General features: G+C 72.6%; 19 protein-coding genes and 3 pseudogenes. 11 read left to right on the top strand and 11 right to left on the bottom strand.

Annotation, left to right across the window (positions count from 1 at the left end):
- Window positions 1-179: 179 nt before the first annotated feature.
- Complete coding sequence (locus tag DA06_RS12830; RefSeq protein ID WP_043500657.1) at window positions 180-1820, bottom strand: ABC transporter substrate-binding protein; 1641 nt, start codon at window positions 1818-1820, stop codon at window positions 180-182.
- A gap of 203 nt (window positions 1821-2023) precedes the next feature.
- The gene (locus DA06_RS12835) at window positions 2024-2434 is read right to left on the bottom strand and encodes a spore germination protein GerW family protein (RefSeq protein ID WP_043500677.1); all 411 of its coding nucleotides are present in this window, start codon (window positions 2432-2434) and stop codon (window positions 2024-2026) included.
- A 312-nt stretch (window positions 2435-2746) separates the two neighbouring features.
- On the opposite strand from DA06_RS12835, the gene DA06_RS12840 reads away from it, so the two are divergent.
- Window positions 2747-3034, top strand: a complete 288-nt coding sequence (locus DA06_RS12840; protein ID WP_043500660.1) for a HesB/IscA family protein — start codon at window positions 2747-2749, stop codon at window positions 3032-3034.
- A 188-nt stretch (window positions 3035-3222) separates the two neighbouring features.
- Here the strand turns inward: DA06_RS12840 and DA06_RS12845 are convergent, their stop codons facing one another.
- Window positions 3223-4005: a carbon-nitrogen hydrolase family protein gene (locus tag DA06_RS12845; protein ID WP_418605196.1), complete on the bottom strand. Its 783-nt coding sequence runs from the start codon at window positions 4003-4005 to the stop codon at window positions 3223-3225.
- 72 nt (window positions 4006-4077) lie between these two features.
- Here DA06_RS12845 and yidD point away from each other — a divergent pair, with 72 nt between their 5' ends.
- Window positions 4078-4356: a membrane protein insertion efficiency factor YidD gene (yidD, locus tag DA06_RS12850; protein ID WP_043500664.1), complete on the top strand. Its 279-nt coding sequence runs from the start codon at window positions 4078-4080 to the stop codon at window positions 4354-4356.
- 49 nt (window positions 4357-4405) lie between these two features.
- Here yidD and DA06_RS12855 read toward each other — a convergent pair whose 3' ends face one another.
- Entirely contained in the window at window positions 4406-4816 is a 411-nt protein-coding gene (locus DA06_RS12855; protein ID WP_043500665.1) for a VOC family protein, read from the bottom strand.
- Between the two features lie 17 nt (window positions 4817-4833).
- Window positions 4834-5316 carry a DUF3024 domain-containing protein gene (locus DA06_RS12860; protein ID WP_418605197.1) on the bottom strand — a complete coding sequence of 161 codons (483 nt, stop codon included), beginning with the start codon at window positions 5314-5316 and terminating at the stop codon, window positions 4834-4836.
- A 192-nt stretch (window positions 5317-5508) separates the two neighbouring features.
- Here DA06_RS12860 and DA06_RS12865 point away from each other — a divergent pair, with 192 nt between their 5' ends.
- The gene (locus DA06_RS12865) at window positions 5509-6075 is read left to right on the top strand and encodes a dihydrofolate reductase family protein (protein ID WP_043500670.1); all 567 of its coding nucleotides are present in this window, start codon (window positions 5509-5511) and stop codon (window positions 6073-6075) included.
- A gap of 29 nt (window positions 6076-6104) precedes the next feature.
- Window positions 6105-6755: a dihydrofolate reductase family protein gene (locus DA06_RS12870; RefSeq protein ID WP_418605198.1), complete on the top strand. Its 651-nt coding sequence runs from the start codon at window positions 6105-6107 to the stop codon at window positions 6753-6755.
- A 375-nt stretch (window positions 6756-7130) separates the two neighbouring features.
- Here DA06_RS12870 and ychF read toward each other — a convergent pair whose 3' ends face one another.
- The 3 genes and pseudogenes from ychF to DA06_RS12885 form a co-directional block, all read right to left on the bottom strand.
- Window positions 7131-8216, bottom strand: coding sequence for a redox-regulated ATPase YchF (ychF, locus tag DA06_RS12875; RefSeq protein ID WP_043500671.1), 1086 nt, complete (start codon window positions 8214-8216; stop codon window positions 7131-7133).
- Window positions 8217-8298: 82 nt separating this feature from the next.
- Window positions 8299-9765 carry a gamma-glutamyltransferase gene (locus DA06_RS12880; RefSeq protein WP_418605199.1) on the bottom strand — a complete coding sequence of 489 codons (1467 nt, stop codon included), beginning with the start codon at window positions 9763-9765 and terminating at the stop codon, window positions 8299-8301.
- 22 nt (window positions 9766-9787) lie between these two features.
- A pseudogene (locus DA06_RS12885) lies at window positions 9788-10417 on the bottom strand (MFS transporter); the annotation flags it as partial.
- A gap of 258 nt (window positions 10418-10675) precedes the next feature.
- Between DA06_RS12885 and DA06_RS12890 the strand changes: the two are divergent.
- Genes DA06_RS12890 through DA06_RS12900 form a run of 3 tightly spaced genes read left to right on the top strand, consistent with a single transcriptional unit; the run spans window position 10676 to window position 12737 of the window.
- Window positions 10676-11050: a hypothetical protein gene (locus DA06_RS12890; RefSeq protein WP_043500697.1), complete on the top strand. Its 375-nt coding sequence runs from the start codon at window positions 10676-10678 to the stop codon at window positions 11048-11050.
- Window positions 11047-12141 (top strand): PEP/pyruvate-binding domain-containing protein, encoded by a 1095-nt coding sequence (locus DA06_RS12895; RefSeq protein WP_043500688.1) that lies wholly within the window; start codon window positions 11047-11049, stop codon window positions 12139-12141. The genes DA06_RS12890 and DA06_RS12895 overlap by 4 nt, the downstream gene beginning before the upstream one ends.
- Window positions 12138-12737: a hypothetical protein gene (locus DA06_RS12900; RefSeq protein WP_043500690.1), complete on the top strand. Its 600-nt coding sequence runs from the start codon at window positions 12138-12140 to the stop codon at window positions 12735-12737. Before DA06_RS12895 ends, DA06_RS12900 begins: the two co-directional genes overlap by 4 nt.
- A 53-nt stretch (window positions 12738-12790) precedes the next feature.
- Here DA06_RS12900 and DA06_RS12905 read toward each other — a convergent pair whose 3' ends face one another.
- A complete protein-coding gene (locus DA06_RS12905; protein WP_052436720.1) occupies window positions 12791-13837 on the bottom strand; it encodes a hypothetical protein in 1047 nt (348 codons plus the stop codon).
- A 275-nt stretch (window positions 13838-14112) separates the two neighbouring features.
- Here DA06_RS12905 and pepE point away from each other — a divergent pair, with 275 nt between their 5' ends.
- Window positions 14113-14814 carry a dipeptidase PepE gene (gene pepE / locus DA06_RS12910; RefSeq protein WP_043500692.1) on the top strand — a complete coding sequence of 234 codons (702 nt, stop codon included), beginning with the start codon at window positions 14113-14115 and terminating at the stop codon, window positions 14812-14814.
- A 199-nt stretch (window positions 14815-15013) separates the two neighbouring features.
- On the opposite strand, the gene DA06_RS12915 is transcribed toward pepE, so the two are convergent.
- Complete coding sequence (locus tag DA06_RS12915) at window positions 15014-15178, bottom strand: hypothetical protein (protein ID WP_418605201.1); 165 nt, start codon at window positions 15176-15178, stop codon at window positions 15014-15016.
- On the opposite strand from DA06_RS12915, the pseudogene DA06_RS12920 reads away from it, so the two are divergent.
- From DA06_RS12920 to DA06_RS12930, 3 genes and pseudogenes are all read left to right on the top strand, one after another.
- Window positions 15101-15796, top strand: a pseudogene (locus DA06_RS12920) (DUF1177 domain-containing protein); the annotation flags it as partial. The gene DA06_RS12915 and the pseudogene DA06_RS12920 sit on opposite strands and share 78 nt — an antisense overlap.
- Before the next feature lie 5 nt (window positions 15797-15801).
- A pseudogene (locus DA06_RS12925) lies at window positions 15802-16248 on the top strand (IclR family transcriptional regulator); the annotation flags it as partial.
- Between the two features lie 118 nt (window positions 16249-16366).
- Window positions 16367-16549 (top strand): hypothetical protein, encoded by a 183-nt coding sequence (locus tag DA06_RS12930; RefSeq protein ID WP_043500695.1) that lies wholly within the window; start codon window positions 16367-16369, stop codon window positions 16547-16549.
- A 1077-nt stretch (window positions 16550-17626) separates the two neighbouring features.
- On the opposite strand, the gene DA06_RS12935 is transcribed toward DA06_RS12930, so the two are convergent.
- Window positions 17627-18226, bottom strand: a complete 600-nt coding sequence (locus tag DA06_RS12935) for a hypothetical protein (protein ID WP_043500705.1) — start codon at window positions 18224-18226, stop codon at window positions 17627-17629.
- Window positions 18227-18292 lie beyond the last annotated feature (66 nt).

An 18292-nucleotide genomic window follows, 5' to 3' on the forward strand; every position in this document is an offset into this window, starting at 1 on the left:
GCGTCGACGGGGGTGCGAGGGACGACGATACGTCGTCGTCCCGTGACGCACGAAGCCGGGGGCCGGGCCGATCGGCCCCACCCCCGGCTACGGGCGTCTGGGAGTGAAGTCCTTCACTCGCGCCGCGTGAGCGGCGTCACCGGACGGGAGTGAGAACACTCACCCCCGCGACGGGACGGTCACTCCGACTTGGTGACCTGGTAGAGCAGCGGCTCGGAGTCCCAGCCGAACTCGACGTTGTCGACCGTGTCGGCCCAGCCGCCGGTGACGTTCTGGTACCACAGCGGGATGCCCGGCAGGTCGGTGAAGAGCACCTCCTGCGCCTGCAGGAAGAACTCGTTGGCCTCGTCGATGGACTCGGCCGAGTTGCCCTGCGCCATGAGGGACTCGAACTCCTCGGAGGCGTAGAACGCGTCGTTGGAGCCGGCGCCCTCGGTGTAGATGGGTGCCAGGAAGTTGGCGAGGGACGGGTAGTCGCCCTGCCAGCCGGCGCGGAACATGCCGGTCATCTCCTGGTTGTCACGCGCGTCGAGGAACTCGGAGAACTGCGCGTAGGGCTCCATCTCCGCCTCGATGCCGAGGGTGTTGCGGATGGAGTTGTTCACCGCGTCCACCCACGGCTGGTGGTCGGAGTCGGTGTTGGTGGCGATGGTGAAGGTGCGGTCGCCCCAGGGCTCGATGGCCTCGGCCTCGGCCCACAGCTCCTTGGCCTTCTCCGGGTCGAACTCGAGCACCTCGTTGCCGGGCACCTCCTCGCTCCACCCGTCGATCACCGGGGAGGTGAAGTCCTTGGCCGGGGTGCGGGTGCCGTTGAAGATCGTGTCGGTGATCTCCTCGCGGTTGATGGCGTAGGAGATCGCCTGGCGGCGCAGGTGGCCCGCCTCGCCCGACCACTCCGGCAGGTACTCCGGGACGCTGAGCGTCTGGTTGATCGCCGCGGGCTGGTTGACCGAGCGGCCCTCGAGCTCGTCCTCGAACGAGGTGATCGAGGAGTTCGGGATGTTCTCGATGACGTCGAGGTTGCCGGAGAGCAGGTCGGCGTAGGCCGCGTCCTCCTGCTCGTAGAACACCACGGAGACGCCGCCGTTCTGCGGGGTGCGACCACCGGTGTACTCGGGGTTGGGCACCATGTCCACGCGGACGTTGTGCTGCCAGGCGCCCTCGCCGTCGAGCATGTACGGGCCGTTGCCCACCGGGTTCTCGCCGAACGCCTCCGGGTCCTCGAAGAAGACCTCGGGCAGCGGCATGTAGGCGGTGTAGCCCAGGCGCAGCGGGAAGTCCGCCTCGGGCTGGACCAGCTTGACCGTGAAGGTCAGGTCGTCGACGACCTCCAGGCCGGTCAGCTCCGAGTCCTCGTCGTAGGAGAAGCCCTCGATGACCTCGAAGAAGTAGCTGTTGTTCTGGGCGTTGCTCAGCAGCGCGCCGTAGTTCCACGCGTCGACGAAGCTCTTCGCCGTGACGGGGGTGCCGTCGGAGAACTTCCAGCCGTCCTGCAGCTTGATCGTGAAGTTCTGGTTGTCCTCGGTCTCGATGGACTCGGCGACCTCGTTCTCGACGCTGCCGTCCGCGTTGTAGCGGACCAGCCCGGCGAAGAGCTGGGTCATGATGCGCCCGCCACCGGTCTCGTTGGTGTGGGCCGGCAGCAGCGGGTTCTGCGGCTCCGTGCCGTTGACGCTGACGATGCCGGTGCTGGCGCCACCGTCGGTGCCGCCCGTGGTCTCGTCGGCGGCCGTCTCGTCGCCGGACGAGCTGCACGCGGCGAGCACCAGGGAGCCCGCCAGGATCGAGGCGGCAACGCCCGCCATGCGCTTGGTCTTCAATGTTCCTCCTGATGAGTGAGCGGAACGCTCGCGCCCGCCGATTGCGCCCGCTTTCGGGCACAGGCCGCTACGGCCCTCGCCGGCGAGATTAGGGAACGATATGTCTCAGCCCGAGCCCCACCGAAACCCCCGGTGCGATCGTTACCCGATCGTGACCGCATTGTGAGACTTCCGACATACCGCCTGAGTTCGTCGGAATACCGCTACCGGCGGCGGCGGAGCGCCCACGCCAGCACCGCCACCGCGACGAGCAGCTGCCCGCCCAGGGCGAGCCTGTTGACGTCGAGCGCGGGCTGCCACTGCACGTCCCCGCCGCGCACGACGTACACGCCGGCCGGCTTCACCCGCACGCCGAAGCCGCCGCCGCCCCCCTCGCCCTCCATGCCGGCGGCGTGTCTGCCGTCCCCGGCGACGCCGGCGTCCTCGCCGTCGGAGCCGCCCGGGCCGGGGTGCGCACCGCCGTAGCCCATCCCGGAGCCGCCCATCACCTTGGCGACGGGGATGACGGTCGCGTCACCGCTGACGTACGCCTCCCCGAAGACCCGGCGCACCGTCAAGGCGTCCTTCGCGGCCTGGGTGATCTGGTCGGCACTGCCGCCTCGGGTCGTCTCCATGATCTTCCGTCCGTTCGCCGTCGTGTACGGGGGCACCGGGCGCGTAGCGGCCGGCTGAGCGCCCCGGGATCGAGGCCAGGCTAGCGACACGCCCGGGCCGGCTCGTCGTTTCCTGCTTGCGCATCCGCACGCTCGTGCGCGCCAGGCCCTTCGACCCGCCCGGGCGCGGGCCGGCGATCTTGCGCGGCGCCCCGCCGCCCGCCACCGTGGAGGGGTCCGAGGCGCGTGCGGACCCGCCCCACCAGGTGGTCGTAGGCGTCGACCGGCCCGGCCCGCCGGCCGGCTCCCCCCCGCACCGAAGACAGGAGAACCATGCTCACCCTCACCGAGAACGCCCAGGCAGCCGTCAAGGGACTGACGACGGAGGCCGGCCTGCCCGAGAGCGGCGGCGTGCGCATCGCGCTCACCGACGAGCAGACCCAGCTGGAGATGAGCCTCGTCACCGAGCCGCACCCGAGCGACGAGGTGGTCGAGGCCGAGGACGCCAAGGTTTTCGTCTCCGCGGAGACCTCCCCGATCCTCACGGACCACGAGCTCGACGCCGCCCAGACGCCCGAGGGCATCGGCTTCACCTTGCGCGCGCAGGACCCGCAGGCCTGACCCCAGGCGACTCACGAGACGTCAACTCCTCCGCGACTCGTCAACTTCTCCGTGAGACGTCAACTTCTCCGTGAGACGTCAACTTCTCAGGGAGCGCCAACGGCCCACCACGAGGCATGACCTCGGGGTGGGCCGTCGGTTCGTCCGGGCAGGTAGGGCACGACCAGGATGTTGCGCCGGCGCAGGGCTCAGCGCGGGACGACGGCGAAGCGCCGGTTGGCGAGCGAGGGGTTGCGCTCTCGCACCGCCGCCACCTTGTCCGCCGAGACCTCCACGACCGCGACACCCGGCTCCTCCCCCAGCTCGGCGAGCACGTCCCCGGACGGGTCGACGGCGAGCGACCGGCCCGTCCGGTGCTGCCCGCACTGCCCGCTCGCCAGCACGTAGGACGTGTTCTCGATGGCGCGGGCCCGGGCCAGGACCTGCCAGTGCGCGGCCTTGCCGGGGCCGGCCATCCAGGTTGAGGGAACGGCGAGAACGTCCGCTCCGGCGTCGACGAGGAACCTCGCCATCTCGGGGAAACGCAGGTCGTAGCAGGTCATCACGCCCACCCGCAGACCGCCCACCGGCAGCACCAGCGGTTCGGGCGCGGCGGCGGCGAGGCGGTCCGACTCGCGGTCGCCGAAGGCGTCGTAGAGGTGCACCTTGCGGTACGCACCCGCGGGCGTGCCGTCCGGACCCAGCGCCACCACGGTGTTGGCGGGTCGGCCGCCGGTCGCCTCGGTCATCCCCGCGAGCACGGTCACCCCGTGCGTGCGGGCGAGATCGGCCAGCCCGGTGGCGAAGGGCCCGTCCAGCGGCTCGGCCGCGTCCCGGATGTGCCCGGCGTCCGAACGGGGCTCCCAGGACATCGTGTACTCCGGGAGCACCACGAGCCCGGCGCCGTCGGCGGCCGCCCGTGCCACGAGGTCCGAGGCGGCCCGCAGGTTCTCCGTCTTGTCCGTCGTCGCCGCGAGCTGGGCGATGGCCATGCGCATGTCCTGACGGTAACGGCCGTCAGCCTCCGGTGGCGCCCCGGCCAGCCGCGGTTAGCGTTGTCGGGCATGGGACCGCTCACCCGCGCCGCCGACACTGCGATCCGTGGCTACCAGAAGCACCTCTCGCCGAGGAAGGGCTGGAGCTGCGCGCACCTGGTCGCGCACGGCGGCCGCTCCTGCTCGGCCGAGGTCCGTTCGATCATCGCCGCACGCGGGCTGCTGGGCGGGGCGGTGCCGACGGCGGTGCGCCTGTTCGCCTGCTACCAGGCGGCCGCGATGCTGGCGCGCACCGACGTCCAGGGTGTGTGCTGCTGCGGGGGCATCCCGATCCCCTTCCGGTTCTGACGGTGCTCGACACGCTCAGACGCCGCCCCACGTCCGCCGGACCGCCGGCTCAGTCGGTGTCGTCGCCCTCGAACCCGATGAGCCAGTGGAGACCGTGACGGTCGACGACCTGTCCGTCCGACGCGCCCCAGGGCCGGGTCTGCAGATCGTCGACGATGCGTCCACCGTCGGCGAGGTCGTAGAACCACCGGCGCAGGTTCGAGGGGGTGTCCGTCCCCAGCAGGGAGAGCATCATTCCCTCGCAGCGGAACGAAGGCTCGTCGCCGGTCGCGTCGGAGGCGTAGAGCGTCACCGGTCCGTCGACCAGATACCCGTGGGCGACGGCGTCCGGCGGCCCGTCGGTGCGGTTGAACTCGTCGAGGGTGTGGAGCTGCACCCCGCAGCCGAAGACGTCGCCGTAGAAGGTCAGGGCTTCCCGGGCGGTTCCAGGAAGGCGCAGGTAGGGCGTCGGTGCGGTCATGCCGAGCACGGTAGAGGTCACCCGGTACGCGCGCGACCCCGTTTGGGACAGCCCTGCGCGGGGTCAGCGCTCTCGGGCCGCGTCAGACGTTGAAGCGAAACGATATCGGCCGATTCGGGAGGGTTTGCGGTCGTCGCCGGTAGACCCCGGCAAACACCGTCTGACCGGTGCAAAGGCTGCTTCCGGACCGTTGGGTCTGGTTGTTCCTCATCGGTGCGGGGCCGGCATCCCCCGGGGCCCTTGCGCTTGTACTCGTGGAACTTGAGGTGGCGGTCGCGCCCATAGATCGCCCACAGGCCGGTCGACTTCGTGTAGCGCAGCCGTGCGACCAGGAACCGCATGTGCCCGCCGACGCCGTCCCACGGTGGGCGCACCTCGACGATGTCAACATGGCGGTCCACGACGTCGGCCTCGACCTTGACCTGGTCCCACAGGTGCTTCGGCACACCCTCCCGCGCCCAGAGCCGGATGCGGTGGAGATCGGTCTCGGGCAGAGCCATCAGGCCAGCCTGCCTCCTCGGCGAGAGTCGCACCCGCAGGCGGCACGGACCCCGTTGCCGTCTATCGAGTAGGGCACCACCGGCGCCTACGTGGCTGCCGACCCGCCTGGTCGGCTGCACCCCCCCCGCCGGTGCTTGCCCGTGTCGCCGTGACCCTGGACTCTGGAGACCTCGGTCGACCCGGAGGCATTCATGGGCAAGCTGATCTACGCCGCCAACACCTCGCTCGACGGCTACCTCGAGGACGAGCTCGGCTCCTTCGACTGGTCCGTGCCCGACGAGGAGGTGCACGCGTTCTGGAACGAGCACGAACGACACATCGGCACCTCGCTCTACGGCCGCCGCATGTACGACACGATGCGCGTCTGGGAGGACGATGACTGGCTGACCGACGAACCGGCCGTCGTCCGCGAGTACGCACGCATCTGGCGCGATGCCGACAAGGTCGTCTACTCAACGACGCTCGCCGAGGTCTCTACGGCGCGGACGAGGATCGAGCGGAAGTTCGACCCTCAGGCGGTACGCCGCCTCAAGGAGAGCTCCGACGCGGACCTGAGCATCGGCGGCGCGACCGTCGGGGCCGAGGCGTTCCGCCACGGGCTGGTCGACGAGTGCGTGCTGCTCCTGTGCCCCGTGACCGTGGGCGACGGCAAGCCGGCGCTGCCCCGCGGCGTCCGACTCGACCTCGAGCTGCTGGACCACCGCCGGTTCCGCAACGGCGTGATCTCCGTGCGGTACGCGGTACGCAGCGCTGCCTGACGGCCGACGGTAAGGATGGAGGAGCTCAGATGTCACGCACCCGGATCCATAACCTGTCCATCTCGCTCGACGGCTTCGCCACCGGAGAGCCCCAGTCCGCACAGGCCCCCTTCGGACATGCTGGCGAGCGCCTGCACGAGTGGATGTTCGCCACCCGTTTCTGGTCGCAGCAAGGCGCCCCGGATGGCGCAGACGCGGGCGGATCGGCGGGCGTTGACGACGCGTTCGCGCAGCTCCACAGCATCGGATTCGGAGCCGAGATCATGGGCGCGCACAAGTTCGGCCCTCCCGGCTGGCAGGACGACCCGGACTGGAGGGGCTGGTGGGGGGCGAACCCGCCGTTCCACACCCCGACCTTCGTGCTCACCCATCACCCACGCCCCCCGCTGGAGATGGAGGGTGGCACCACCTTCCACTTCCTCGACGCCTCCCCGGCCGAGGCCCTGGCGACCGCCCGCGCAGCCGCCGATGGCCAGGACGTCCGAATCGGCGGCGGCCCCACGGTCGTGCGCGAGTTCCTCGCCGCGGGGCTCGTCGACCACATGCACCTGGTGCAGGTGCCCATCGTGCTCGGCCGTGGTGTCCGGCTCTGGGACGGCCTGGAGGGCCTCGAGGACGCGTACGACCTCGAAGCCGTCTCCTCCCCCCAGCGGCGTCATTCACCTCACCTTCACACTTAAGACAGCCTCGTGAACGCCGGCCTGATCGCGATCGTCGAGCGCCAAGGGCGGTATGCGGACCTGCGCGGCAGATTCGGAAGACGCTCCTACCCCAAACGACAGCGCGTTCACACTCGTCGTGCGGGAACCGGCCGGAGAGGGGCCGGACCCGGCGCCGCTGCCGTCGCGTCCGCCGTCAGACAGTTGAGTCGTTCTGCCAAAGGGGGCAGTCCTCACTGTCCCTCGACAGGGCGACGAAGGTGCTGACTCGAACCGGCCCGGTACGGAGCTTGGCCCTCATGACAGCACGGTCCGAGTCCGTCTGCTGTAGCTCTTGCGTACCGTGTCCGGACTGGCGGCACCCGCCACCGCTCTGCCCTGGGCAAACGCCCCGATTCACACGTTGAAGCGGAACTCCACGACGTCGCCGTCGCGCATGACGTAGTCCTTGCCCTCCATGCGCACCTTGCCGTGCGAGCGGGCCTCCGCCACTGAGCCCAGCTCGACGAGGTCGTCGAAGGAGATGACCTCGGCCTTGATGAAGCCGCGCTCGAAGTCGGTGTGGATGACGCCGGCGGCCTGCGGGGCGGTCCAGCCCTGGTGGATGGTCCAGGCGCGGGCCTCCTTGGGCCCGGCGGTCAGGTAGGTCTGCAGACCGAGGGTGTGGAAGCCGACGCGGGCCAGCTGGTCCAGCCCCGCCTCCTCCTGGCCCGACTCGGCGAGCATCTCCGCGGCCTCGTCGGGCTCGAGCTCGACGAGCTCGGACTCGAACTTCGCGTCCAGGAAGATCGCGTCGGCCGGGGCGACGAGGTCGCGCAGCTCCTGCTGCATGGCCGCGTCCGCCAGGCCGGCGTCGTCGGTGTTGAAGACGTAGATGAACGGCTTGGCCGTCATGAGCTGGAAGGTCGCGAGGACCTCGGGGTCGAGCCCGGCCTTCGCCGCCCCGGCAGAGAGCAACGTCCCCTCCTCGAGCAGCGCCATGGCGCCCTTCGCGGTCTCGAGGACCTCGGCGTCGATCTTCTTCCCACGGACCTCCTTCTCCAGCCGCGGGATCGCCTTCTCCAGGGTCTGGAGGTCGGCGAGGATCAGCTCGGTCGAGATGGTCTCGATGTCGTCCTTCGGGTCGACCTTGCCCTCGACGTGGACGACGTCCCCGTCCTGGAAGACGCGCGTGACCTGGCAGATCGCGTCCGCCTCGCGGATGTTGGCGAGGAACTGGTTGCCCAGCCCCTCCCCCTCGGAGGCGCCCTTGACGATGCCGGCGATGTCGACGAAGGAGACGGTGGCCGGGACGATCCGCTCGGAGCCGAAGATCTCCGCCAGCTTGCCCAGCCGCGGGTCCGGCAGCGGGACGACGCCGATGTTCGGCTCGATCGTCGCGAACGGGTAGTTCGCCGCGAGCACCGTCGCCCGGGTCAGGGCGTTGAACAGGGTCGACTTGCCGACGTTCGGGAGTCCGGCGATACCGATAGTGAGAGCCACGTGGGCCGAGTCTACGTGGCGGCTGGTGGGCGGGCCTGCCGCGAAGGTGACGACCGCGCCACAGCCGAGGACGGCACTGACGCTACGGCTGCCCGACGGCGAAGTCGGCCTCGCGCCTCGTGTCGGCCGTGCCGGTGATCTCTCCCGTGCCGTGGTCCACCTCGAGCGCCTGGACCGACCCGAAGACGGCGTCCTCGACGGGCACCACCTCGACGCTCCACCCGAGGTCGGCGAGCGCCGCGGCGTCCTCCGGCCCGGGCCGCGTCTCGGTCGTGAGCGTGGAGCCCTCGAGGATGAACCGCGGCGAGGCGACGGCGTCCGCGAGCGACTGGCCGTGCAGACCCCACCGGGTGATGACGTTGGCGAGGACGTTGGGGATCTGCCGTCCGCCCGGCGAGCCGATCCCGAGGACCGGGCGCCCCTGGCCGTCGACGACGACGGTCGGCAATGACCAGCTGACGGAGCGTCGCCCGGGCGCCGGCTCGTTGGCCTCGGTGCTGCCGATCGAGTCGAACCGGGAGAGCTGGTTGTTGAGGAAGAAGCCGCCGACCATCTCCCCCGAGCCCCAGAAGTTGGTGATGGTGTTGGTCATCGACACCATCAGACCGTCGGAGTCGACGACCGTCAGGTGGGTCGTGTTGCCGGGGACGACCTCGCGCTCCGGCGCGGCGACGACCTCGCCCGAGACGCCGCCGTCCGGCGCCGCCAGCACGTCCGCGGCGAGCTCGGCGTTGCGTCCGGCGTCGGTGAGTGCCTCGACAGGCACGTCGACGAACGCGGGGTCGCCGACGACCGTGTCGACGCTGCGGTCCGCCACCTGCCAGGCGCGCGAGAGCTGCTCCACGTAGCGGGCCGAGCCGGGCTCGGACTCCCCCGCGCCGGCCGCCTCCGCGACCTGCAGCATCTGCACGAGGCCGGCTCCCGGGAGCGGCGGGGCGGCAGCGAGCACCGTGTGGTCGCCGAACTCTCCCCGGACGGGGTCGGTGCGGACCACGGAGTAGCCGGCCAGCGTCGCGGCGTCGAGCCCGTCGACGGAGGTGAGCGCCTCGGTGAGCTCGCCCTGGTAGAAGGCGTCGGCCCCACCGTCGGCGATCGTCCGCATCGTCCCGGCAAGGTCCTCCTGGACGAGCCGCTCCCCGGCGGCCAGCGGCTCGCCGCCGGGCGAGAAGTGCTCGAGGGCGCCCACGGCGGCGGGCCCGTAGTCACTACGCATGCGAAGAGCGAGGAACTCCGAGACCTCGAACCCGTCCGCGGCCAGCTCGATCGCCGGTGCGACCACCTCGGACCAGGGCAGCTCGCCGTGGTCCTCGTGCAGCGCGGCCATGCCGGCCACGAAACCCGGCACGCCGGTGCCGCTCTCGGGGATCCGGCCGTCCTGGGCCACGACCTCGCGGTAGTCGTACGCCTGGGGCTCCCCGTCGCCGGTCGGCACGACGAGGGCGGAGCCGCCCCCGCCGATCCCGGACGCGAACGGCTCGACGACGGCGACCGCGAAGGCGGTGGCGACCGCGGCGTCGACGGCGGACCCGCCGGCGTCGAGCACCTCCATCCCGGCGTCCACGGCGGCAGGGTGGCCCGCGCTGACGGCGTGCCGGGGCGCCGGGCTCGGCCTCGGCCGGTGCCGGCCGGAACAGCAGCGCGAGCACCGTGGCCGCGGCCGCGAAACCGGCCACCGAGAACAGGTACGGCCCGGCGAGCCCGGTGATCCCGGCCCCCTCCCCCAGCCGCTCGCCCACGGCGCTGAGGTTGGGGCCGGCGACCGAACCGATCGTGGTGGCCCAGATGACCACGGACATGGTGCGGGCGCGGGTCGCCGGGGTGGCGACGTCGGACGCGGCGTAGCGGCTCTGGAGGTTGGCCGACTGGGCGACGCCGAAGAGCCCGAGCCCGAGGGCGAGGACCAGGAGGGAGTCGAGGACCGCGGCGCCGACGACGACGAGCCCGCCGACCGTGGCGAGGAGGTAGCCGAGCGTCAGTGCCCAGCGCCGGCCGAGCCGGGTGGCCACGGAGGCCAGCGGGACGGCCGCGACGGCGGCGCCGAGCACGCTCGCCGCCTGCCCGAGCCCGGCGACGGCCGTTCCGCCGACCTGCTCGGCGAGCAGCGCGCCGACGGCGGCCCCGGACGCCACGCCGATCCCGGCCAGGACGTTGCTCAGCACCAGCACGCCGATCGAGGCGCCGCGGGTCTGCCTGTCCGTCATCGTCGTCCCGGCCTCGTCATCGGGGCGGGGCACTCGCCCCTGACCGTCCCGTCGGGGCGCTCGCCCCACCGGATGCGATGTCAACCGTACGGACCTTCCGGGTGTTCCCGACAGGTCTTTTCTCCGGTCCGATCTTCGTCGGCGTCGTCGGCCTTGTGCGCGACCACGGCGGCGACCTTCAGCACTGACGCACCCGCATCAACCCCCACGTGCCAACATTTCGTTGACAACATAGTGTTGATCCTCTGTGATGGGTCTATGGCCTCGAACGATCATGCCCACGCGGCTGCTCTCGCCGCCCATCGCGCCGTTCTGGGTGCTGCCGGCGGGGATGATCTCTCCCGGCGACCGTGGCAGCATGCCGGACAGCCCACGAGCGACAGCGATCTGGTCCGGTTGGCTGCCTGGAAGGCGGCCGACGATCGGGTCGACCCGCAGGTCGTGACGGCGGGACTGGGCCTGCTGGGGGCCGCGCGCGCCGAGCTGGACCAGGTCGAGGCGGGTCTGTTGTTCGCCGCGAGGGCAGCGGGCCTCACGTTCCAGCAGATCGCGTCCGCGCTCGGGCTGGGGTCGGGCCAGGCCGCGCAGCAACGGATGTCGCGTGTGCTCGCCCGGCAGGATGCTCGGTCGTGAGCTCGTTCGTCCCGCTCCGCGACGCTGGCCCGGCGTGCGGGGCAAAGGCAACGGCGCTGGGGCGGCTGGCACGAGCCGGGTTCGCGGTCCCGGACGGGGTCGTCCTGCCGGCCGGTGCGGGCGCTGGCTGGGAGCGCGAGCTGCCCGACGTCTTGGAGGACCTGGGCGGGTCTCGCTTCGCGGTGAGGTCCTCGGCGTTGGCCGAGGACGGGCGTCAGGCGTCGTTCGCCGGCCAGTTCCGCACGAGCCTGGACGTGCCGGCCGACGCGGTCGAGGCCCACGTACGCAGGACCGCCGCGGCGGTCGAGGAGGCGCGCGCGTACGCGTCCGCCGTCGACCAGTCAGCTCCTGGAGGCGTTGCCGTCGTCGTGCAGCGGATGCTTGCCCCGGTCGCGGCCGGGGTCGCCTTCACCCGCGATCCCGTGACCGGGCGACGGCTCGTCATGATCGAGGCCGTCCGCGGCCTGGGCGACCGCCTCGTGTCGGGAGAGGAGCACCCGGAGAGGTGGCAGATCACGCCCGACGACATCCCGAGACGTTCGGGGTCCCCGGAGGTCCTCGGCGCAGAACAGGCAGCGGCGGTCGGCCGGGTCGCAACGCGCGTCGAGCGACTCCTCGGCGGCGGCCAGGACGTCGAGTGGGCGATGGCGGGCGGCCAGGTGTGGACGCTGCAGGCCCGCCCGATCACCACCGCTCCGGCCACCACCACTCCGACCGACGCCCTCGGCTCTGCCGCCCCGGCCCCGGACCCGACGACCGCTGCGGTGAGCCTCCTGTCAGGCACGCCCGCAAGCCCGGGCACCGCCCGGGGCCGCGTGCGCATCGTCGACAGCCTGGACGGCTTCTCCCGGTTCGTCCCGGGTGAGGTGCTGGTGTGCCGGGCCACGTCGCCGGCGTGGACGCCGCTGCTCACCCGTGCCGCGGCGGTCGTCACGACGCGCGGCGGCGTCCTCTCCCACGCGGCGATCGTCGCCCGGGAGCTCCGCATCCCCGCTGTCACCGACGTCGGCTCGGCGTTGAACCTGCCCGACGGCGCGCTCGTCGACGTCGACGGCAGCGCCGGAACGATCACCGCACTGGAGACCCGATGACCTCACGACACGACGTCCGGCGGAGCGTTCTGCACGCGGTGCGCCTCCTCGGCTATGCCGGAAGCCTCCGCGTGAGCGAGCGCGCGGGGGTGCCGGCCGTCGAGGTCGACGACGCCCTGCTCGACGCCCAGGCGGCCGGGCAGGTGGCATGGAGCCGGTTCGAGGACGACGGGGGCTGGTCCCTGACCGAATCGGGCAAGACGCTCGGGGAGAAACTCCTGGCCGAGGAGCTGGAGGGCTCGGGCGCCCGCCCCGTGGTCGAGTCCGTGATGGCCGCGTTCGAGCCGCTCAACCGCGTGGTCGCCGACGCCTGCACGCGCTGGCAGCTGGCCGAGCTGGGCATCTCCGAGCCGCCCGCGCGCCTGGCCGACGTCATCGGCGACCTCTCCCGCGCCGCCGAAAGCTGGGCAGTGCTGGAGGAGCAACTGGTGCGCCAGCTCCCGCGGTTCGGCGGCTACCACGAGCGGTTCTGCGCCGCCGTCGACCGCGCACGAGCTGATCCCGCCTGGGTGGCGGCGACCGATCGGGAGTCCGCTCACCGAGTCTGGTTCGAGCTCCACGAGGACCTCCTGGCCACCCTCGGTCGTCCCCGCTGACGCAGGAAGGGCGGAGTCGCCGGAGCGGCGTTCAGGCGCACCGGCCCACCGGCTCAGCCCCTCACCGAATCGGCCTGGTCCTGAGCCACCGACGCCCGTCCTTCGCCGGCACGGCGCAGCGCGTACGCCAGCGTGGCCGCTCCGAGCGCCAGCCCCCACACCGGCCACAGGAACGTCGGTCCCGCCGCGGCCCAGTTCTCCACGATCTCCTGCCCGACGTCGCGCCCAAAGACCTGGCGCGTCATCGAGATCCCGGCGGGCACCAGCACGACGGAGACGAACGTCGCCGGCACCACGGCCGCCGCGGGCGGCACCCGGCGGCCGCCGAGCACCGGCACCCAGGACGGGACCACCTCGCCCCACCGCTGGACGAGGCCGAGGGTGAGAAGAGCACCCACGACGGCGAACGCGCCCAGCCACACCCCGGCCAGCAGCGAGCCGTCCCCCCCGCGCCGCCTCCCAGTACTCCCGGTCGAACCCGAGCGGGTAGACCATCCAGGCGAACCGGGTGAACGCGTACGCCAGCGGCGGCACGACGGCGACGGCCACCGCCCACCTCCCCCACCGGGCTGCGGACTCGGGCCGCGCCCACGACGGCACCGCGGCCGGGCGGCGCCGCAGGTGCTCACGGGCCGCCGCCCCCACAGCAGCACCCCGGCGACGACGACCAGCTGGACCACCAGGCTGGCGTCCACCGAGTTGCCGAGGGCGGCGCGCATGCCGTCGTGGAACGGCGCCATGACGACGGCGATGGGCAGGTACCCCACGAACGCCAGCAGCCCGGCGGTGAGCGTGAGCAGGGCCAGCGTGGCACCGGCGACGGCTCCCCCGACCACCGGCCCGGCGTCCGGCCGCGGCCGCGAGACTCCGGCGTCGTCCATGCGCCTGCCGGCGAGGAACCGGGCCGCGGTGCCGGCGAGGACGGCGGCCAGCACGGCGGCGAGGACGAGGAAGACGGGCAGGGGCAGGAGCCCGGCGAGGGCCGCCGTCGGGACGGCCTGGCGGTCCGCGAGCGCCAGGTCCGCCCCCGTGGCGGCGAGCAGGAGGCCCGCGCCGGCGGCGAGGGTCCAGTACGTGGTGGCAGCGGTTGCGTATCTCATGCGTCCACCCTCGTCCGCGGCGGGCACGGGCGGATCACCCGCGACGGTGGTCGCGGCCCGCACCCCTCCCCCGTGCGAGGGAGCGCGCGCTCAGGTGGGTCCCGGATGTCCGGGAGCCGCGCCGAGCGGCGCACTCACGTCAGACCTGACGGGTTACGTGACGTCGCGTTGCGCTATTGGAAACATGCTTGTCACATTGCGGGACGAGTATTGACTCGCTGGACACCCGCGGCCCATGCTGCGGGTCACATCCGAAGGCGAAAGGCACGTCAGGCATGCACCTCCTCCTGCTGTCGAACTCCACGGCCCCCGGCCGCGGCTACCTCGAGCACGCCCAGGACGTGCTGGCCGCGACGCTCGACGGCGTGCGCGAGCTGGTCTTCGTGCCGTTCGCCCTGAAGGACCACGACGCCTACACCGCCAAGGTGGCCGCGGCCCTGGAGCCGCTCGGCGTCGCGGTGCGCGGCGCGCACGACGGCGACCCCACCGCCCTCGTCCGCGACGCCGAGGCGGTCTTCGTCGGCGGCGGGAACACCTTCCGGCTGGCCGACGCCCTGCAGACGCGCGGCCTGCTCGAGCCGATCCGGGCGGCCGTGGCCGCGGGCACCCCGTACATCGGCTCCAGCGCCGGCACGAACGTCGCGTGCCCCAGCCTGCGCACCACGAACGACATGCCGATCGTCCAGCCGCGCTCCTTCGGCACGCTCGGCCTCGTGCCGTTCCAGATCAACCCCCACTACCTCGACCCGGACCCGGCCTCGACGCACCAGGGCGAGACCCGCGAGGTGCGGCTCCTCGAGTTCCTCGAGGAGAACCCCGGCCCGGTCCTCGCCATGCGCGAGGGCACCTGGCTCCGGCGCACCGGGGACCGGGTCCTGCTCGACGGCGAACCCGCCGGCGCCCGCCTCTTCGCCCGGGGCCGCGACCCCCAGGAGCTCGCCACCGGCACGGACCTCAGCCACCTGCTCACGGCCTGAGCGGCCCACCGACACCACCCAAGGAAAGGCACCATGCTCAAGCACGTCATGGACATCCTCGACCTCCTCGACGACCCGTCGGCCTCGGGCGAGAACGTCGCCGCGCACCTGCGGGCGCTCGCCGGCGACAAGGCGGACCAGGTCTCGGTGGAGACCCGCACCGTCGAGGGCGACAAGGGCTCGACCGACTTCGTCACCGTCAAGATCCCGGGGACCCGGGGCGCCATCTCGGGCGGGGACGCCCCCCACCCTCGGGGTCGTCGGCCGCCTCGGCGGCGTCGGCGCCCGGCCCGAGCTCGTCGGCTACGTCTCCGACGGCGACGGCGCGACGGCCGCCCTCGCGCTGGCCGCCAAGCTGCTGCACATGCTCGGCCGGGGCGACCAGCTCCCGGGCGACGTCGTCATCGGCACCCACGTGTGCGCGTGGGCACCGACCAGGCCCCACGACCCGGTGCCCTTCATGGACTCGCCGGTGGACATGGGCGCGATGAACGACAACGAGGTCCTGCCCGAGATGGACGCGATCGTCTCCATCGACACCACCAAGGGCAACCGCGTCATCAACCACCGCGGCATCGCGATCTCCCCCACGGTGCGGCAGGGCTACATCCTGCCCGTCAGCCCGGACCTCGTCGCGACCTACGAGACGGTGTGCGGCGTCGCCGCCCAGGTCTTCCCCCTGTCCACGCAGGACATCACCCCGTACGCCAACGGCCTGTACCACATCAACTCGATCCTCCAGCCGGCCGTGGCCGCGGAGGTCCCGGTGGTCGGCGTCGCCCTGACGACGGAGACCGCCGTCGCCGGCAGCGCCACCGGCGCCAGCCACGAGACCGACATCGCCCTCGCCGCCCGTTTCGCGCTCGAGGTCGCCCAGCGCTTCGGCACGGGCCAGCTCGCCTTCCACGACGAGGAGGAGTTCGCCCGGCTGGTCGAGCTCTACGGCCCGGCGACGCACCTGCAGGGCGTCGGGAAGGCCTGACGGACATGGTCGAGCGCGGCGGCGGCGAGCTCCTGACGGTGAGCAGGGCCCTGCGGGTCCTGCGCGCCTTCACCGAGGAGCGGCCCGGCCGCGGCGTCACGGAGCTCGCCACCGAGCTCGGCCTCGACAAGTCGCAGGTCCACCGGATGCTCACGACCCTCGCCCGGCAGGGCTTCACCGTGTTCGACGCCGCCACCCGCCAGTACACGCTCGGCCCCGCCCTCGTGGTGCTCGGCCACCGCGCCGAGCACAGCCCCGGGATCCGCCGCCGGGTCGAGCCGCACCTGCAGGCCCTCTCGCGGGTCACCGGCGAGAGCACCGTGCTGTGCGTGCCCGACGGCGTGCGGTACCGCACCGTCGCCGCGGCCGACGGCCCGGGGATGCTGCGCTACGCCGCCTCGGTGGGCAGCTCCTACCCCGGCCACCTGGGCGCCTCCGGCCACGCCATCTTCGCGTTCCACCCCACCATCACCCCCCGCCGACCTGCTCGCCGCCCACGAGCACGCCGACGGCGTCGCCGAGGCCGACCTGCTCCGCAGCCACGAGCAGGCCAGGCAGGACGGCTACGCCATGTCCGTCGGCGAGTTCGACGCGCGGGTCATGGCCATCTCGGCCCCCGTGCGCGTGGAGAACTCCGTCTTCGGCTCGGTCAGCGCCCTCGGGCCGCCCGAGTACATGCAGGCACGGTCGGAGGAGATCATCACCGCCGTGCTCGCCACCGCCTCGGACCTCGGAGAGACCCTCCACGGCTGAGCGCGCCGCACACCCCCACCTCGACCCGGAAGGTCACCGCCATGGCTTCAGAAGCCACCAGCATGCAGACGGGCACCGCGCCCCTGCGACACCCGAGCGCCTTCGCCCCGCGCACGCTCGTCGTGACGGTCCTGCTCTCCGTCCTCGGCGCGTTCATCGGCCTCCACCTCGTCACCACCCTCGGCATCTCCGCGAACACCTCGGTCATCGGGGCGCTCGTCGCGATGCTCATCGGCCGCATCGGGATCTGGGGATTCGGCCAGTTCCGTGACACCAACCGGCAGAACCTCGCCCAGACGGCGATCTCCTCGGCCACGTTCGGGGCCGCCAACGCCCTGCTCACCCCGATCGCCATCGGGTGGGCGTTCGGCCGCGTCGACCTCGTCTGGCCGCTGCTGCTCGGGGCCGCCGGCGGGCTCGCCGTCGACTCCTGGGTGCTCTACCGGACGTTCGGCTCCCGGTTCCTCCCCGCCACCGCGGCGTGGCCGCCGGGCATCGCCGCCGCGGAGACGATCAAGGCCGGCGACGAGGGCGGGCGGCGCGCCGTCGTCCTGCTCGTCAGCGGCGTCGCCGGCGCGGTGATCTCCTGGGTCGGCCTCAGCGCCTCCGCCGCCGGCGTCGCGCTCATCGGCAACGTCGCGGCGCTGCTGATGTTCGGCGTCGGCCTCATGGTCAACCAGTACATCAACGTCCTCCCGGGCATGGCCGAGTTCTCCCTCAGCGGGGAGTACATCCCGCACGGCTTCATGATCGCGCCGGCATCGTCGCCCTCGTCCAGGCGTTCGTCATCCTCACCAACCGCCACAACCGGCGGAAGGCGGCGGCCCCCGCCGCCGCCGCGGCCGCCGTGGTCGGTGGCCGCGCCACGCTGACGCGGGTCGGCATCCGCGACGTACGTGCGGAGGCGCTCGCCGAGCTCCCGCAGGCGCCGGGTGCTGCGCGGGTGCAGGAACGCCCAGTTGGCCTGGGCGCGCAGGAGCGTCATGAGCTCGGTGACGCGCTCGTCGTCCCGGGCGGCGTCCCCGAGCGCCACGCGGCGGACGATGCGCCAGAACACCTGATGGAAGCGGTCCCACGTCAGGACCGGGCCCGCGACCGAGCCGGCCCTCCCGCGGTCGAGCCGGCCGGGCCCGCGGCCGAGCCTGCCCGACCCGCGGCCGAGCGTGCCTCTCCCGCGGTCGAGCCGGCCTCCTCCCCGGCAAGTTCCGCGACCTCCTCGGCGACGACCCGCACGAGATGCTCGTGCAGGCGGTGCAGACCGGCGCCGTGGTCGAGCACCTCCTCGTTCCACGGGCGGCGGACCGAGCGTCCGGCGTCGTCGGAGATCAGCACCCCGTACGGCTGGAAGTGCCGCAGCGCCGCCCGCTTCTCGCGGTTCGCCGGCGTGAACGGGCGCGGGGCGCCGGCGAGCAGGCGCTCGACGTCGCCCGGGTCCAGGACGACGGCGAGGTCACGTCCCGGGATGCGCAGCAGCACCGGCCCGGGGCCGTGCCGGTCCCGCAGCCGGCGGAGGATCCCGGCGGCGCGCCGGTCCACCTGAAGGCGGTCGGCGAGGGCCGTCACGGCGGGACGGCGGACGATGACGCCCTGGGCCAGCATCGGCGCGAGCACGCCGGCGGCCACCGCCACCGTCTCGCGCACCGAGGCCCGGGGGAGGGACGACGCCGGGCCGGGCACGCCGTCGTCGGCCCTTCTCTCCGTGGTCAGTTCCGTCAGCGCCGCTCCGTGGTCCCCCCATGAGTT

Origin of the sequence: Georgenia sp. SUBG003, from assembly GCF_000715355.2 — a bacterium.
Taxonomy (GTDB): Bacteria; Actinomycetota; Actinomycetes; order Actinomycetales; family Actinomycetaceae; genus Georgenia.

Bases quoted from the DNA above. Each gene is read 5' to 3' on its own strand.
- DA06_RS12835 (WP_043500677.1), bottom strand. From the start codon at position 2,434: ATGGAGACGACCCGAGGCGGCAGTGCCGACCAGATCACCCAGGCCGCG.
- DA06_RS12840 (WP_043500660.1), top strand. From the start codon at position 2,747: ATGCTCACCCTCACCGAGAACGCCCAGGCAGCCGTCAAGGGACTGACG.
- DA06_RS12845 (WP_418605196.1), bottom strand. From the start codon at position 4,005: ATGGCCATCGCCCAGCTCGCGGCGACGACGGACAAGACGGAGAACCTG.
- yidD (WP_043500664.1), top strand. From the start codon at position 4,078: ATGGGACCGCTCACCCGCGCCGCCGACACTGCGATCCGTGGCTACCAG.
- DA06_RS12855 (WP_043500665.1), bottom strand. From the start codon at position 4,816: ATGACCGCACCGACGCCCTACCTGCGCCTTCCTGGAACCGCCCGGGAA.
- DA06_RS12860 (WP_418605197.1), bottom strand. From the start codon at position 5,316: ATGGCTCTGCCCGAGACCGATCTCCACCGCATCCGGCTCTGGGCGCGG.
- DA06_RS12865 (WP_043500670.1), top strand. From the start codon at position 5,509: ATGGGCAAGCTGATCTACGCCGCCAACACCTCGCTCGACGGCTACCTC.
- DA06_RS12870 (WP_418605198.1), top strand. From the start codon at position 6,105: ATGTCACGCACCCGGATCCATAACCTGTCCATCTCGCTCGACGGCTTC.
- DA06_RS12880 (WP_418605199.1), bottom strand. From the start codon at position 9,765: ATGGAGGTGCTCGACGCCGGCGGGTCCGCCGTCGACGCCGCGGTCGCC.
- DA06_RS12890 (WP_043500697.1), top strand. From the start codon at position 10,676: ATGGCCTCGAACGATCATGCCCACGCGGCTGCTCTCGCCGCCCATCGC.
- DA06_RS12900 (WP_043500690.1), top strand. From the start codon at position 12,138: ATGACCTCACGACACGACGTCCGGCGGAGCGTTCTGCACGCGGTGCGC.
- DA06_RS12905 (WP_052436720.1), bottom strand. From the start codon at position 13,837: ATGAGATACGCAACCGCTGCCACCACGTACTGGACCCTCGCCGCCGGC.
- pepE (WP_043500692.1), top strand. From the start codon at position 14,113: ATGCACCTCCTCCTGCTGTCGAACTCCACGGCCCCCGGCCGCGGCTAC.
- DA06_RS12930 (WP_043500695.1), top strand. From the start codon at position 16,367: ATGTCCGTCGGCGAGTTCGACGCGCGGGTCATGGCCATCTCGGCCCCC.